Origin of the sequence: Desulfosceptrum tomskiensis (assembly GCF_049818055.1) — a bacterium.
Classification (GTDB): Bacteria; Bacillota; Desulfotomaculia; order Desulfotomaculales; family JASEER01; genus JBFLVT01.
The window spans coordinates 603,552-618,302 of record NZ_CP187479.1 but is presented as its reverse complement, the minus strand read 5'-3'; the positions used below and the strand labels follow the sequence as shown (position 1 = coordinate 618,302).

Annotated in this window: 14 protein-coding genes and 1 pseudogene; 9 read left to right on the top strand and 6 right to left on the bottom strand. The window is 57.7% G+C overall.

What is annotated here, in order from left to right; translation table 11 throughout:
* Positions 1-19: 19 nt before the first annotated feature.
* The 3 genes from ACPV0M_RS03160 to ACPV0M_RS03150 all read right to left on the bottom strand — a co-directional run bounded on the left by ACPV0M_RS03160 (position 20) and on the right by ACPV0M_RS03150 (position 5,117).
* On the bottom strand, positions 20-3,748 hold the full coding sequence (locus ACPV0M_RS03160) for a DUF6079 family protein (RefSeq protein WP_425621529.1): 3,729 nt from the start codon (positions 3,746-3,748) through the stop codon (positions 20-22).
* 34 nt (positions 3,749-3,782) lie between these two features.
* Positions 3,783-4,259, bottom strand: coding sequence for a BREX-3 system P-loop-containing protein BrxF (gene brxF, locus ACPV0M_RS03155; protein ID WP_425621528.1), 477 nt, complete (start codon positions 4,257-4,259; stop codon positions 3,783-3,785).
* Positions 4,260-4,712: 453 nt separating this feature from the next.
* Positions 4,713-5,117 (bottom strand): hypothetical protein, encoded by a 405-nt coding sequence (locus ACPV0M_RS03150; RefSeq protein ID WP_425621527.1) that lies wholly within the window; start codon positions 5,115-5,117, stop codon positions 4,713-4,715.
* 91 nt (positions 5,118-5,208) lie between these two features.
* Here ACPV0M_RS03150 and ACPV0M_RS03145 point away from each other — a divergent pair, with 91 nt between their 5' ends.
* The 3 genes from ACPV0M_RS03145 to ACPV0M_RS03135 are packed head-to-tail and all read left to right on the top strand — an operon-like array spanning position 5,209 to position 7,941.
* On the top strand, positions 5,209-5,739 hold the full coding sequence (locus tag ACPV0M_RS03145) for a DUF6431 domain-containing protein (RefSeq protein ID WP_425620721.1): 531 nt from the start codon (positions 5,209-5,211) through the stop codon (positions 5,737-5,739).
* A gap of 50 nt (positions 5,740-5,789) precedes the next feature.
* Positions 5,790-7,148 (top strand): DDE-type integrase/transposase/recombinase, encoded by a 1,359-nt coding sequence (locus ACPV0M_RS03140; protein WP_425620722.1) that lies wholly within the window; start codon positions 5,790-5,792, stop codon positions 7,146-7,148.
* Complete coding sequence (locus ACPV0M_RS03135) at positions 7,141-7,941, top strand: ExeA family protein (protein WP_425620723.1); 801 nt, start codon at positions 7,141-7,143, stop codon at positions 7,939-7,941. Before ACPV0M_RS03140 ends, ACPV0M_RS03135 begins: the two co-directional genes overlap by 8 nt.
* A 58-nt stretch (positions 7,942-7,999) precedes the next feature.
* Here ACPV0M_RS03135 and ACPV0M_RS03130 read toward each other — a convergent pair whose 3' ends face one another.
* A complete protein-coding gene (locus ACPV0M_RS03130) occupies positions 8,000-8,551 on the bottom strand; it encodes an REP-associated tyrosine transposase (protein ID WP_425621526.1) in 552 nt (183 codons plus the stop codon).
* Positions 8,552-9,103: 552 nt separating this feature from the next.
* Between ACPV0M_RS03130 and ACPV0M_RS03125 the strand changes: the two genes are divergently transcribed.
* The gene (locus ACPV0M_RS03125; RefSeq protein WP_425621525.1) at positions 9,104-9,439 is read left to right on the top strand and encodes a DsrE family protein; all 336 of its coding nucleotides are present in this window, start codon (positions 9,104-9,106) and stop codon (positions 9,437-9,439) included.
* A 250-nt stretch (positions 9,440-9,689) separates the two neighbouring features.
* Here the strand turns inward: ACPV0M_RS03125 and ACPV0M_RS03120 are convergent, their stop codons facing one another.
* The gene (locus ACPV0M_RS03120) at positions 9,690-10,115 is read right to left on the bottom strand and encodes a universal stress protein (RefSeq protein ID WP_425621524.1); all 426 of its coding nucleotides are present in this window, start codon (positions 10,113-10,115) and stop codon (positions 9,690-9,692) included.
* 256 nt (positions 10,116-10,371) lie between these two features.
* Here ACPV0M_RS03120 and ACPV0M_RS03115 point away from each other — a divergent pair, with 256 nt between their 5' ends.
* Positions 10,372-10,581: a PCP reductase family protein gene (locus tag ACPV0M_RS03115; protein WP_425621523.1), complete on the top strand. Its 210-nt coding sequence runs from the start codon at positions 10,372-10,374 to the stop codon at positions 10,579-10,581.
* Between the two features lie 106 nt (positions 10,582-10,687).
* On the top strand, positions 10,688-10,891 hold the full coding sequence (locus ACPV0M_RS03110; RefSeq protein WP_425621522.1) for a hypothetical protein: 204 nt from the start codon (positions 10,688-10,690) through the stop codon (positions 10,889-10,891).
* A gap of 13 nt (positions 10,892-10,904) precedes the next feature.
* Here the strand turns inward: ACPV0M_RS03110 and ACPV0M_RS03105 are convergent, their stop codons facing one another.
* A complete protein-coding gene (locus ACPV0M_RS03105; RefSeq protein ID WP_425621521.1) occupies positions 10,905-11,999 on the bottom strand; it encodes a zinc-binding dehydrogenase in 1,095 nt (364 codons plus the stop codon).
* Between the two features lie 221 nt (positions 12,000-12,220).
* Between ACPV0M_RS03105 and ACPV0M_RS03100 the strand changes: the two genes are divergently transcribed.
* From ACPV0M_RS03100 to ACPV0M_RS03090, 3 genes and pseudogenes are all read left to right on the top strand, one after another.
* Complete coding sequence (locus tag ACPV0M_RS03100) at positions 12,221-13,450, top strand: DUF2157 domain-containing protein (protein WP_425621520.1); 1,230 nt, start codon at positions 12,221-12,223, stop codon at positions 13,448-13,450.
* A complete protein-coding gene (locus ACPV0M_RS03095) occupies positions 13,447-13,986 on the top strand; it encodes a GDYXXLXY domain-containing protein (protein WP_425621519.1) in 540 nt (179 codons plus the stop codon). Before ACPV0M_RS03100 ends, ACPV0M_RS03095 begins: the two co-directional genes overlap by 4 nt.
* A 324-nt stretch (positions 13,987-14,310) precedes the next feature.
* A pseudogene (locus ACPV0M_RS03090) lies at positions 14,311-14,688 on the top strand (anaerobic carbon-monoxide dehydrogenase catalytic subunit); the annotation flags it as partial.
* Positions 14,689-14,751: the final 63 nt, after the last annotated feature.

Sequence of the window (14,751 nt, the reverse complement as noted above, 5' to 3'; positions counted from 1 at the left end):
CACATTTCACTTCCATCACTCACTCCAACACAATCCTCACCTTGCCGGGTTCTTTGCCCCTGGTGAGTTCGTCCACGTATTCCTCAAACCGCTTTTTCATCTCCGCCGGGGTGGCGGGCGAACCGCCTTTCAGCAACGCCGCACGCAGTTCGGCCGTTTTCACCGGCACCTTGAGGAGTCCGGAGAGGACCTCCTGCAGGGCGTGGATGAAGTCCTGGGTCAGCTCTTCCGGCAAGGCCCGTCTTTTGATAAAGTCGTCAACTAGTTTCCTTGGTTCAGGCTTCAGCAGGTCCAGGTTGCTTCTGGTTGTGGGGTCATCCAGGTTGGTCAACAGCGTCTGGGTCCAGTTCTCGACCAAGTTGTCGAGTTCGCCGTCCAAACCGTCCAGCCGCGCAGCGGCCGGTGCCTCCGGCGCTTCCGCTACGGGTTTGAAACCACAGTGCGGGCAGACTGGGGAAGCATCCAACTCCTGCTCGGTGAGGGTGAAGCAGCTCTTCAGGCCGGCCAGGCGGTTCTGGAAATCGGTCAGGTGCTGGCGGGGCATCAAGTCAATGGTAGAGAGCTTTTGCAGCGTCTTGAGCCGCTCGTCAATCATAAGTCGGGCCTTGCGCTTATCCTCGTTTACCCCCAGACGTGCTCTGGTGTGGAGCATAAGATAGGTCTGTATATAGGCCTTTTTGAGTTCGGCGAGCAGGCGCTGTGTCTGCTGGCGGAAGGCCGCCGCACCGCGCCTGGCGGGATCGCTGATCTGGGCGAGGACCTCCTCGCGGGCCGCCTTCATCCTGTCGATCCATTCGTGCCCGCCGGGTAGGACCGCCTCGGCGGCGGAAAGGTACGAGGCCATGGGCCCAAGATCGGCCACCAGTCCCTGCAGAGACTCAATTTCCTCCAGGGCCCGGAGGCCCTCACGGTGGCCGCTTACATCATGGGTGTCGTAGCGGAAGTTCTTGAGCTTGCCCGGTGAGTTGAAGGGCTGCAATGATTCAAGAAAAGTCTTGGTCTCTTCGAGCTGTGAGCGCAGTTTGCGGATTTCGTCTTCGGCAAGCAGACTACGGCCCCAGAAGGACAGCCCGCTTTGGAGGCTCTGCTGCGCAAGCACGAGCCTTTCGACCACCCTGCTTATTGCTTTCTGCATTTCCGTGACCGGCGCTTCTTGCCCCTGGGTGATCAGTTGGACCATTCCGGGAGCGAGTCCGAGGAGTTCAAACAGTGCCTTGAGGGCCGGGAGATTCCAGTCCTTGGGCCGCTCGATGTGCTTGAACTGCACGAGATCCTCAACGCTGGTTCCGGCCAACTGGGGCAGGCTGGTGGCGTCGAACTTTTTCCCCGGAACCGCCAGGACCAGGTCGCCGGAGTAGACCAGTGCTGCGATGACGACTACCGCCCATTCCGGCTCCAGTCGCAAGGTCCGCGGGGCCAGGTATTCCACTCCGAGAACATCCTGGATCAACTCCGAGCGGTTGACCACCTGCCCGTGGCCCTTCTTTTTCACAACGTCCAGGATGTACCTGGCGTACTTCGACCGGTAGGGATCGAGCCGTTCCCCGTCGAGAAGCTCCAGCGCATCCAGTACGGCGGCGGCCTGCTTCGTGCATTTCTGTCCGGCGATGGCCCGCAGGGCGTCCTGCGCCGCCTGGGCCCGGTTGGCGCCCGTGATAAGTACCGAGAAGAAGGGGTAATCCGGGGCCTGATCCTGAAAATATGCTTCCAGGCAAATGCCGGCAATCGTGTTCACCAGATCACGAAAGTTGATCCGCTCGTGCGAAGCAATACCGGAAAGCTCGCGGATCGATTTGCCCTTCGCCCACTCGACGAAGGACTTGGTCCGGCCCTGATAAGTGACCTCGAAGGCCGTGATCATATTCTTCTGCAGCCACTGCACCAGGTCACGCAGGAAGTTCGACGCCTTGGACTCGTACGTGGTCTTGTTCTGTCCCGAAGCGGTGGAGGCCAGATCCAGCGCCGCGGCGTAGTTCCTGAGCGCCGTGCGGAACGCCTCATCGGTATTTTTCAGACGCACAAAAAGCTCATCCGACCTCTTCTCGTCTTTGAAATGCGGCGGATCGAAGGGCTGGATGAAGTAGAGATAGAAGTCCCGGGGCGGAACGGCAGTGGAACGCTCGTTGGGGGCCCCGAAAAACAGATACCCCTGTCTGGCCGCTTTCCGTCCCGGCCACTCCAATTCGTGCTGCCAGATCCTATAGCCGGTAACATAGGTGTGGTCGGTGCACTCCATAACTCTTTTCAGGGCCTCGTAATAGTAACGGTCGAGCTGAGAGGCATCGAGACTCTCGGCCCGCTTTTCGATGAGCACATCGAAATCATCTGTCTTTTTGAGGTCTAGGTAGTACTGGCGGTTGTCCGGGTTGAAGGAGATGAACTGGCCGCTCACCGTCCTGTGAATCTCCCGCAGCACGGTTTCCACCTGAGATAGCAGGTCATCGTCCGGTTCGCCGCCCAGGTCCTCGATGCCGGGCTGGTACAGGCAGAGCCCGTCGCGCAGCTCCTCGGCCGTTGCACCCAGAGGAGCGTGGATGTCGCCGCTGGTAAGCCGGTGGACTGACAGGGCGTGAATGATCCGCAGCGCCATGGGCTTGTAGGCCGGGCGGGTGAACGCCTGTTGAATGCGAGACTCAAGCACCTGGCTGCAGTCAATGACCGCCTTGATGTCCGGCACGGCGCGGAAGGACGGGTTCTCGCGCAGGTTCGTCCAGTAGCTGTCGTAGGCGATCAGCCCGGGCCGGTCGTCGGGGACGTCCTGGTCGAGGATCTTCTTCATGGCCACGGAAAGGGTCTTCAGAACCTCTCGCTTTTCCGCCGCCGTGATCCGCTCGAAGGTATCGATGTAGTCGGGATGGACGGGGAAGAGGCGGACGAATTCGTCCATACGTTCATTCATCCGCCCGTAGAACCTGGCAAAGGGTGTCAGATACTCGCGGATCCTCATCTGCTGTTCGGCGGTTTTCTTGAGTAAGCGCTCGGCCACCACAAACTTGACGTCCTGGCGGGCAATCAGGATTTGTTCGAAACGGTCTCTTACCCGGCGGATGCTGTCGGCCACGAAGGAAAAGCGGGGGCTGTCGAAGATGGCCTCCTGGATGCCCGCGATGAATCGGAAGCGCAGGTCTTTGCAGACCTCGCCGATCTCCCGCAGGAAGTTGAGGTCGAGGATGAGTTCCTGATCTTTGCGCGTACGCAGGTAGTCGAGCAACTCATCAACGACCAGGAGCAGCCCGTGGTCCGGATACTCGCGGTGGAACGCCGCCATCATTTCCTCGAACGCACGCTTGTTGTTTGAAACCTCAGCGGCAGAGGGAAACACATAGTTCACGCCCATGACGGCAAGGTGCTCTTCTAAGCTAGCCACGATTATGTCGCGTAAGGACATAGTGGTTGCTCCGATCTCAGTACGGACCACTTTGAAGCGGCCGGAAATCTTCTTGGCTGCCGCAGCTACATCAGGGTTATTGAGAAGCGAAGCGAATTCCGTGTTCTCGGCAAGAGCGGAAATCACCGACATGAGGTGAGACTTACCGGTGCCGTAATTCCCGACTACCAGAAGCCCTCTGTTATCGACGGGCTTGTCAAACTGGAGCTGTGGAAAGACCAGGTTAACAAGCTTCTCGGCCATCTCCCCGGAAATAACGTAGGTCCTGATAAGCCGCCGGGCGGCATCCGCCTGGTCGGCATCCCGCAGCTGAACAACAGACTCGATAGGATCAAACTGGATCAGGTCACCGTATTTCATCGCGCCTACCCCCATGCGGTTTACAGCATTGGTTTCACGCCATGGCCTCCGGGCCAGCTATCAGCAGGTCACGGATCGGATATCGTCTGTATTCCGGGTGGTCCGGTACGGCGTAGGTGATATGACCGCTCTCGACCGAGCCGTTCCAGGCAACAACGAGTGTTTTGTTTCGGGAAAGCCCCTGCAGAAGCCGGAGGGGGTCCTGTCTGAGAGAAACATCGAAGAGAATCTCGGTATTATCAAGCAGAATCCTGTCCCCTTCGGCCTCTTTAAGGATCTCTCCCAAGAGCCGCGGGACTTGCAGCACCCTTTGCCGTTCCGTGAGGTCGAGCATACGTCGGGACAGTTCCAGATTGACGTTTACGAGGGGTGCTCCTGTCCGCTTCCTCACTTCCCGAAGGGCGGTCGTCTTCCCGGTGCCCGGAGGCCCGACCACCAGTACCAGCCGGTAGTAAAGCTCAGCTGCCTGGTCGATTTTCCGCATGACCTGGTCCGCGAGCGGCTCCGGCATAATTACTCACCTCAAAGATGGATCCGGGTGTCAGTTCGACATATTGCTAAATAATCCCTCTAATGGAGTCTTCGTGTAATAATAAATCCCTTGCCGTTTGCAATAGCCATCTTTCAATGCCAATCAAATGCTAAGAAAACATTTCGGGAGCATTAAGCTGCAATTAATGCTCGTTTTAATGCTCACGCGCATTACCGTTCCAGACATACCGTGCGTACCGACCCCGGCTAGTCAGCTTGATTTCACGGTTTTCCACCATCAGCTCTCTCATTAAGCGGAACACCTGGTTACGATCCAGATAGGTTATCTTACGAATCTCGGCATTGCTGAGCCCGGCTCCCCTGGTGTTAGCGCCAGGATTATTTGACACCCATTGACGGGATCAAGTGCCAAGGTGCCAGGCACCTAACTTATTAACTTATCAGCCTAGTTACTTGGTTACTGCCGATGCAGCTACCTGCCTTGAAGCAGCTTGAAAACGGCAACGTCTGAAAGGCCAATGTTGGCACCGATTTCTTTAAGCGTATACTTCTGCTCCAATGCCGCCTTAATATAAAGTCTCTTGTAAGCGGTAAGGTGTCTTTGGCGTGACCCGGCCTTAACCAGCCTGTAGTCGTCAAGGCTTAAGCCTGTATCGATAAGGATTTCGTCCAGCCGCTTCCTGTCAGGTGCTTCGGTCCGATATGCAGACGCCAGGAGAAAGCTGTCGTCTCCGATGACATCTGTCTCCTCATAATCGGCATCATCTTCTTCTGCCATGAATTCGACGTACTTTTTGATTGTTAGGGCTAACCTGAAACGTCCGAAAGCTGACGGGATTGCCTGACCGGGGGCTGCTGGATATAATGGCCATATCATTTAGAAAGGAAAGACGCCCCTGTTTGTTGTGCCACCGTGGTCAGCAGCAGCACCAGAGGCGCCCATCACCGTATGGTCATTGTAACAAAATATGAGCTCGTTGAGAACCCCGACAGGGGTGTTTTTTGTGAGGAGCGCGGAGCAGATTCCCTGTCCCTGCTGTAGCGGGCATTTAAAGGTAATTGGCAGCCGCCAACGGAGCTGTATCGACAGCCTCGGGGACAAGATCATCCTTATCATCCGCCGCCTTCGTTGTGTTGCGTGCCGTCGCATCCACCACGAACTGCCGGACATGCTGGTACCGTACAAGCGTCACATAAGAGATAGCATTGAGGCAGCCGTGGGCGGTGATCCGGCCCTTAGCGTCACGGCCGATGAATCCACCTTGTGGCGCTGGCGGAGATGGTTTCGGGCACTGGCTGCGTACTTCCTTGGCTGCCTCACCGCCCTCGCCGCCCGTTATGCGATAGCGTCTGCGGAAGGACGATCCACCCTTCCCCGGTCCGCGCTCCACGGGATCTGGCAGTTGGTAGGGGATGCCCCCGGCTGGCTGGCCAGAGTTGTCCGCCCGGTGGCCAATGCAAATCTTTGGGTACAGACCCGTTCGGCATTCCTGTCCTGACGGCTTTGGCATAGACTCGTGCTGAATTAACTTTAAGGAGGGTATTCAGCATGAGAGACCACCGGAAGGCCGAAGAGATCGCCGCCCAGCGGATGCAGCTTTTGTCCCCGCTGTTGGCGGAAGACGTGGATGCGGCCAAAGCCAGAAAACTCAGGGCCCAGATTTGCGCACAGACCGGGCTATCCGAGCGTACCTTGCGCCGGTATCTGGCCCGGTACCGGGAAAACGGGTTCGGGGGCCTCAAGCCCAAGGGTAAGGGTGAACGCCTGAACCAGGAGGCCGTCCCGGCCAACATCCTGGAGCAGGCCATCCTTTTGCGCCGCGAGGCGCCGGGAAGAAGTGTCGCGCAGATCATTCAGATTCTGGAGTGGGAAGGACTGGCCGAACCCGGCCGGATCAAACGCAGCACCCTGCAGGAGAAACTGGCGGAGAAGGGCTACAGCGCCCGGCACATGCGGATGTACGCGGATACCGGCGTCGCCGCCCGGCGGTTTCAGAAAAGGCACCGCAACCAGCTCTGGCATTCAGATATCAAGTATGGGCCGTACCTGCCCATCGGCCCGGATGGCGCCAAGAAGCAGGTCTATCTGGTATCCTTCTTTGACGACGCCACGCGCTTTGTCATGCACGGAGAGTTCTATCCCACCCTGGACCAGATCATCGTCGAAAACTGTTTCCGGCAGGCGATCCAGAAGTACGGGGCGCCCGAGGCGGTGTTTTTTGATAACGGTAAACAATACCGGACCAGGTGGATGACCCGGGCCTGCGCCAAGATGGGCATCCGGCTGCTGTATGCCAAGCCGTATGCCCCGGAAGCAACCGGCAAGGTGGAGCGCTTCAACCGAGTGGTGGACGCCTTCCTGGCCGAGGCGGCCTTGGAGAAACCGCAGTCGCTGGACAAGCTCAATGAGCTGTTCTGGGTTTGGCTGGAGGAGTGTTACCAGAACAAGCCCCATTCAGCCCTGGCGAACAATCAGAGCCCGGCTGCCGCTTACCGCAGTGACAGCAAGGCGATCAGGTTTTTGGATGCCGAAACTATCGCATCTGCTTTTCTGCACTGCGAGGAAAGGAAGGTCGACAAGGCGGGCTGCATCAGCTTCGCAGGCAAGAAGTACGAGGTCGGTCTGAATTTCATCGGTTGCAAGGTGGATGTCGTCTACGACCCGGCTGATACCGCCGAACTGACCATCGAGTACGAGGGGCATGTGCCCTTTAAGGTTAAGCCACTGGTCATTGGAGAGCGGACCGGAGAGCGCCCGCGACTGCCAGAGTATTTGCAGAGCCAGACTGCCGAATCATCCAGGCTCCTGTCTGCAGCGGCAAAGAGAAACAAACAGAGGAGAGAGCAGCAGGCCCCTGCCGTCATCTACCGGGCGGTACGCAAGGGGGAGGTCGGCGGCAGTGTTTGAAGAATTCTACGGCCTCGCCCATACCCCGTTCACCCGCGACATTCCGACAGACCAGTTGTACCCGTCCATGATGCTGGAAGAGACATTGGGCAGACTGGAACATGCCGCCAAGCGCCAACTGTTTGTTGTGTTCACCGGGGACAGCGGGACCGGCAAGACCACCGCCATCCGGCGTTTCAAGGATATCCTCGACCCGGCCCGGTTTCTGGTAATGTACCTGGCGGATTCCAAACTGACACCCCGGCATTTCTACAAAGGCCTGCTGGAACAGCTGGGGTGTGAAGCCAAGTTCTATCGGGGCGATGCCAAGCGCCAACTGCACCGGGAGATCGAGCTGATGCGGGGCGTTCATTCTTTGCAGCCGGTGGTGATCCTGGATGAAGCACACTTGTTAGATAAGGAGATGCTGGAAGAGGTCCGGTTTCTCCTCAACTTCAAGATGGACTCCACAAGCCCCATGGCCCTTATCCTGGTCGGGCAGAGCGAGCTGCGGGAACGGCTCCAGCTCCAAGCCTACGCCGCCATCCGGCAACGCATCGACTTGCAGTGTAGACTAACCCACCTGGACAGGGCGCAAACCGGTGAGTATGTGAAACGGCACCTGGCATACGCCGGTGCGGACCGAGACATCTTCTCGGATGGTGCGTTGGATGAGATCTTTCGTTTCTCGGCCGGGACCCCGCGGCTGATCAACAAGGCCTGTACCCATTGCCTGATCTACGGGGCGCAGAACGGCAACCGGATCGTTGACGACCACATGGTAAAGCGGGTGATTCAGGGAGAGCTGATGTAGCTCTCCCTGCTCCGCCCGCCGATGGTTACCGGCCAACTATTCGTCAATTGTTGGACAATTAACACCGTCTATCCCCGGACATTATGGGGTGGCAGTAACATTTGATGGCTAGCAAGCGGTCATCGGCAAGGGAATCCAGAACCAGGTCAATGTCAACCAGCTCGCCCCGGTTCCTGCGATAGTGGGTGTCGCTGCTGTAATGATAGTCATCTGGAGTTCCGCATATCCCCGCTGATACAGGGTTTTGGTGAATATATCGGAGAACTGCCAGCAGGTAGCGTTCGTCCTGGACGAGAATGGCTTTGTACCGTCCCTGGAAAACGTGCCCCGATCTTTGGTATTTGAGGTTGTAGTGGCGACCATAGTTGCCGTTGATCCGGTGCATGATCTTGTGCAAAGGTTTGTCGTATGTCTGTAAGACAAGATGATAGTGGTTTCCCATGATTACGTAACCGAAAAGTCTGAACCCCAAACCTCGCTTGCACTCTTCTATCTGCCTGAGCAGATACTGTTTGTCTGAATCGTCCGCAAAGATGTGCTCTCTGTTGTTTCCTCTCTGGATGACGTGGTATATGGCGCCCTCGTACTCAATCCTCGGCTTCCGACCCATAACAAGAACCTCCCATATCATTGTAGTGGGAGATTCTTTGCAAATTCAAGAAAAAGTTAGTAAGTTAGGTGTCTGGCACCTATCCCCAACGACGGTGGCGTCGATGTTGTTGACCGCCAGGCAGCGGTCGGCCAGCAGGCGGGCGCCGCCAGGAGAGGGTAAGGTGCCAAGCACCTATCCCAGAAAAGGCCGGCTCTTCCGTGCAGGGATAACCGGGGGGCAAAAACCCTATCCCGGTGGCGCAAAGTCCGTGATTTGGATTATGATTTGGATTAGGTATAATAGATTAGATTAGGTATAATACCTAATAATCAGGAGGTACTAGGAGACCGCTGAAAAACTGCGCCTGGCTTTGTCAGGCTCGCCGTCCAGTGCTCACGTACGACCCAGTACGCTCCGCGCCGGCCGGCTTCGCCTTCCGCGCCATGCTTGCTTTTGAGCGGTCTCAGGGTAACTTCCGAAGCATAGCCGTACCCTGAAAGATGCCTATGCCGAAATCAGTGTATTGGCTTTTTGCAGCACTCTTCTAGGTATTAGCGTTGGAGGTGCAAGATGAAGGCCCTTTTTCACGTTAATGAATTGGACCGCTGGGCGCACGCCCTTCTGAACATCACGAATCTTCTGCGGGACGTGGGAACCGGGGAGGTCACCGTCGAGGTGGTGGCCAACGGGCCGGCCGTAATCGCCTACCGACTGGGCAGCGACGATGCGCTCCGGCAGATGGATGAACTGCACGCGAAGGGCGTGGCCTTCGTCGCCTGCCGCAACGCCCTGCAGATGCAAAACATCCCGGAGGAGAGCCTGGCCCCCTTCGTTACCGTGGTGCCGGCGGGGATCACCGAAATCGTCCGGAAGCAGGCGATGGGATACGCCTACATAAAGCCTTAGACCCGGGGCCGGTCGTTTAATGCTTTCACAACCAGACGGTGCCAGACACCAAACTTATTATTAACTTTCTGCCGTACCCTACTGGAAATTATCCCTGTGGAGGCCGAAATCTTCTCTGCCGCACTAAACGACGAAAAAACTTAAGGGTTCACCGTCAAAACGGGAACCCTTATTGTTTCTTGCTTTAAGTTCGCCGGTATAGAACAACAGCTGGTGCCGGAAAAACTTTACGGACAACCCCGGAGCATCGCTACTTCACCACCAGGACAGGCACATCGACGTTCTGCAGCACCTTGTACGTCACGCTGCCGATGACGGCGGCCTTGAGCGGGCTCATGCCCCTGCTGCCCATGATTACTTCGTCGATGCCCTTCTTCTCGACGTAGGAGATGATTACGGACGCAGGGTCGCCGACCAGGAGCTCGGCATTGACCTTAACTCCGGCAGCATCGAAGATTTTCTTGGCATCTTCAAGCCTTTCCCTGAACACCTCCTGAGACCTCTCGGTGGCGAGCTGCTGCAGCAAAACCGCGCCGTCAAAAGCGGTAACATCATACTGGTACGCTACCGTAAGCAGCGTAACCTCTATCGAGGGATGATCCTTGGCCTTTTTCAGGGCGTACGCAACGGCCCGCATGGACTGTTCGGACCCGTCTACCGGAACCAGGATTTTCATTGTCCTTCACCCTCCTTGCAAACATAGTATAGTTAAATTTACCATAACACATCGTGAAAACTTTAACAAGCCCCAACTTCCTTTGGCGCTGCTCACGACAACAGGCATACTTTTCCCGGATACGCCCGCCGCGGCCCCCTTTCAGACCGCCGCCCGTCGACTGGAGACGGATTAGTTGGAAACTGTGACGTGGATCACTGCTGTCGCATCTCCCTGCCATGATAATGGAGGCAAAGCCGCAACGGAGGTGCCAGGCTTGGACTGGGATCGGGATGCCCTGGCTCAACTCGAAAAGGTACCGTTTTTTGTGCGCAGGATGGCCAAAAGACTGGTTGAGGAGATGGTTTCCTCCGAGGGACGGAATTGCGTCACTAAAGCGGACGTTATCCGCGCCAAGAACTGGTTCCTGCACGTAACCGAGAGTCTAAAGCCGAACCCGCCGGCAACGGCCGGATTCCCAATGTAGCGATTGAGAGGATGGTGCAGTCCCTTACGGGCTGTGCCTTTACTGCGGCCAGTGCGTCGCGGCTTGTCCCGAGAAGGTCCTTGATGCCGGCCCAAAAGGGCTCAAAGTGTTGATCGGGGGGCGCCTGGGGCGCCATCCCCGGCTCGCGCAAGAAGTGGCCCACCTTGTCAGCGAACAGAAGGCCGCCCTCCTGCCGGAGCGATGCATCAGGCTGTACCAGCAGCAGGGCTCCGGTGAAGAGCGTTTTGCGGCGATGCTCCAGCGGCTGGGCATTGATAACGTTATCGAAACACTAACGTCAGGAAGCTAAAGGCCGCATACCCTCAATCGCCGGGCTTGATCACCGCCTTGATCACTTTTTGCTCCTCGACGTCGGCAAGGGCTTCGTTGACCTCCGCCAGGCGATACTGCCGGGAGATGAACTGTTCCCAGCGGAACCGGCCGTTGTATTTTGCCATCACCTGGATCGAGCGATAAAAATGGCTGAAGTCGATACCCCAGGTTCCTCTAATGTCCAGGTGCTTTTTGTTCAACTCAAGGTGCGGGTTGATCGTTACGGTACCGTTGTCGGTGTATTGCCCCACAACCACGTAGGTGCCGGCGTCGCGGGTCATGGCCAGACCTTCTTTAACGGCGTTCGGGACCCCCGTGGCTTCAATGGTAACGTCGGCTCCCCTGCCGCCCGTAAGCCGGCGGACCATTTCCACTCTTTCCTCCGGCGACCGCTCAAAGATGTTGATGACGTGATCCGCCCCCAGCTTCTTGCCGAGCTCCAGCCGGTTCGACGGGCCGCCCACCAGGATGACCCGCAGCGCGCCGGCCAGCTGGGCCAGGATAACGGCGTTCAGGCCGACGGGGCCGCTGCCTTGAACAATCACCGTATCCCCCAGGCGGATGCCGGCCCGTTCAACGCCATGGAAGGCGGTGGGCAAACCGCACCCGCCCCCGATGAAGGCTTCCGGCGCAAGCCCTTCCGGAAGCTTGACAACCTTCACTCCGGGCCGCAGGTAGATCTTCTCCGACCAGCCGCCCAGTAGCCCATTCCGCGCGGAATAGGTAATGCCGTAAACCTTGCGCTGCGGACAGCGGGTAGAAGCCCGGGCAACGAGGCAGTACCAGCAGTTGTTGCAGGTTTCGTGGACGTCAAGAAAAGTAACCAGGTCCCCCTCCCGCAGCAAAGCACCGTCGACGTCCCTTACCTCGCCGCCGGTCCGTTCGATGACGCCGATGTTGATGTGCCCCGGAATGATCGGGTAGGGCACGCCCGCCAGGCGCCCGTGCTGAAGGTGGACGTCTGTTCCGCAAACCTCGCTGTACAGCGTCCTTAACACTATCCCGCCCGCCTCCAGGACGGGCTCCGGAAACTCCTGGATTTCGAGCGGCATGTGGGGACCGTTCATTACCGCAGCCTTAACCATGGATTAACCCCCTTGCTTTGCTTCGTGCACAACTAAATCCCGTGCAGAAAAAGTTTATATTTGCAGCTTCTACGCAAGCCGGCGCGTTCCCTGCCTGGAGCGTGCGGGGGTCTTCCGAACCCGTTACCGGTGATATTGGACAAAGATAGTTGCCCTGCCGCCCCGGTTTATTGGTACAATGATGAAAAGGCGCACCTTGCGCGCAAAGGCTGGTGAGACCGTTGGCCGGCCGGAACCGCTGGCTCAGGGAACAGATCGAACAGTGGACCGCCGAACACCTGATCACGGCCGATCAGGCCCAACTCCTGCTGGCGAAATATCCCCCGCGCCCGCGGCCCAGTACAAGCGGCATTCTCTATCTTCTTGCCGCGCTGCTGGTGGGGCTGAGCGTAATCCTGTTCCTGGCCGCAAATTGGCAGGGCATACCGGCTGCAGGAAAGCTTGGGCTGGTTCTGGTTTTTCTTACCCTGGCGTACGGTACGTCCTACTACTTCTACTTTCTCGTTGAACGCCAAAACCTCGGCGCAGGGCTGGTCTTCCTCAGCACCCTTCTCTTTGGCGCCGGCATCTGGCTGACCGGCCAGACCTTCCACATCTCGGCTTACTCCGGCGTGGGCTACCTGTATTGGGCTCTCGCCACTCTCGCCGTTGCTCTGACGCTCGGCAATACGGTCATTTATTCTGCCGGAATAATCCAGTTGACTATCTACGGTGTCATTGCGCTTAACCAGCAGAACCCGTGGCTCATTGTCCCCTTTTTTTCGGCGGCCGCTTTGCTGTTCCTGTCGCGCAACCATTCCCTCGCCGCGGCGGTTCTGACGCTTGCCTGCATGGTGCCGCTTCTTATAGCATCCCTGAACACTTTCGGCTTCTCGGTCGCAATCTTTGTCCTTGCCGGGCTCGTCCTCTATACGATCGGCGAGGTCGGGCCTGCCGGCCCGTATGCGACCTGCCTGCAAACTTCCGGTATCCTTGGGGCGTTCCTGGGAGCCTTTGTCTTCAGCATAGGAAAACCGCACTTTTACGACATCCCTGCCGGATTGTCCGTCATCAACCTTTTTCTGCTGTTGCCGCTTGCTTATACAGTGTTAAGGCGGGGCCAGGCCCTATTGTTGCTGGTCCCGCTGCTGATTTTTGTGCCTTTTTACGGCATCGCCCTGAACGAAAACATTAGTGCTGAGACCCTGGCCCTTACTTACATTATCGTTATGGCCGCCTCCGCAGTGGCTTTGATTGTGGCGGGAGGACGCCTTCTGAGGCTCTACTTCATTAACACCGGCGCAGCCTGTTTCCTGGTAACGGTTCTGGTGGCTTACCTCCATTTTGCCTGGGAATTGCTGGCTAAGTCCGCCTTCTTTTTCGGGGCAGGAATCATCGTTTTCGCTGTGGGCGTAATGGTCGAGAAACAAAGGCGCCTGCTGGCGAAGCATGTAAAGGAGGCGAGGTCGTGACGATTAACCGACGCCGTGCCTTCATCGGTCTCGTCGTTCTGCAAATCCTCTTCCTTGTCGCCATAGCCCTGAACAGCTACATTATCCGGGCGTTCGGAACCCCCGTTGTTCTGAAGACCGCTCCCGTCGACCCCTTTGACCCTATGATGGGCGACTACGTACGTCTCAACTACGAGATATCCGACATTCCCTTAGCACTGGCGAGGGACTTCTCCGTCACCCCGTTCGACACAAGACACAACCAGACGGTCTACGTCGTCCTCAGACCAGACGGGAAATACCACACGGCCGCCGGCGTTTACAGGCATCCCCCGAAAGCGCAGACGGGCGAGGTAGTGGTCAGGGGCAGGCTTGTATACGTTGCGGAGCAAATACACGTCGAATACGGGATTGAGAAGTTTTTCGTCCCGCAAGGGTCAGGCCGTCTGCTTGAACAGAACCGAAGCCTCGACGTCGAGGCCAGGATTCTGGCGGCCCGGGCCCAGATAATCAGGATCCTTGCCGACGGCAAACCGGTTGCGCTTACTCCGTCGTAAGGATCGCACAGAAGAATTGGCATCCTCTTACAGAAGTGTTTTCCAACCGACTTGACGGAAGGAGGAGTGGACCGTTGAGCGAGCTCGTCGTCAACAAGGAACGCTGCGTCGGCTGCTGCTCTTGCGAAATCGCCTGCGCCGTGGAACACTCGCTTACGCGTAGCGTCTTCGGCGCCGTATCCGAATCCTCGCCGCCCCGCAAGCGCATTTTCGTTACGGCCGCCGGCGGCCGTTGCCTGCCGCTGAACTGTCGCCACTGCGAGGACGCCCTTTGCGTTCAAGCCTGTCCTGTCGGCGCCCTCTACAGGGACGTGGATGAGGGCCTGCGAAGCCCTGGGCGTTCCCCCGGTACTGCACATGGGCTCCTGCGTGGATATCAGCCGTATTCTTTTCGTCGCCTCGGCCATCGCCAAGGCCCTGGACGTGGATATCAGCGACCTGCCCGTCGTCGCCGCAGCTCCGGAATGGATGTCGGAAAAGGCCGTCTCGATCGGCGTCTACGCCGTGGCTTCGGGGATCTACACCATCCTGGGCACCGTCCCGCCCGTCCTGGGCAGCAGGAACGTCGCCGATCTCCTGACCCGGGGAGCCGAAGACGTGGTGGGCGCCTGCTTCGCGGTCGAGGAAGACCCCGACCGCGCCGCAGACCTCGCCTTGAAACACATTGCCAAGAAGCGGCAGGCCCTTGGACTCGCTCCCTAGGATACAATTAAAATGAGGTCACACAGGCGCATAAACATAAAAAAGAAAGGAGCCCTTCCGTTG

Coding starts and splice junctions, on each gene's coding strand:
- ACPV0M_RS03160 (WP_425621529.1), bottom strand. CDS start 3,748: ATGAAATACGGTGACCTGATCCAGTTTGATCCTATCGAGTCTGTTGTT.
- brxF (WP_425621528.1), bottom strand. CDS start 4,259: ATGCCGGAGCCGCTCGCGGACCAGGTCATGCGGAAAATCGACCAGGCA.
- ACPV0M_RS03150 (WP_425621527.1), bottom strand. CDS start 5,117: ATGATATGGCCATTATATCCAGCAGCCCCCGGTCAGGCAATCCCGTCA.
- ACPV0M_RS03145 (WP_425620721.1), top strand. CDS start 5,209: ATGAGCTCGTTGAGAACCCCGACAGGGGTGTTTTTTGTGAGGAGCGCG.
- ACPV0M_RS03140 (WP_425620722.1), top strand. CDS start 5,790: ATGAGAGACCACCGGAAGGCCGAAGAGATCGCCGCCCAGCGGATGCAG.
- ACPV0M_RS03130 (WP_425621526.1), bottom strand. CDS start 8,551: ATGGGTCGGAAGCCGAGGATTGAGTACGAGGGCGCCATATACCACGTC.
- ACPV0M_RS03125 (WP_425621525.1), top strand. CDS start 9,104: ATGAAGGCCCTTTTTCACGTTAATGAATTGGACCGCTGGGCGCACGCC.
- ACPV0M_RS03120 (WP_425621524.1), bottom strand. CDS start 10,115: ATGAAAATCCTGGTTCCGGTAGACGGGTCCGAACAGTCCATGCGGGCC.
- ACPV0M_RS03105 (WP_425621521.1), bottom strand. CDS start 11,999: ATGGTTAAGGCTGCGGTAATGAACGGTCCCCACATGCCGCTCGAAATC.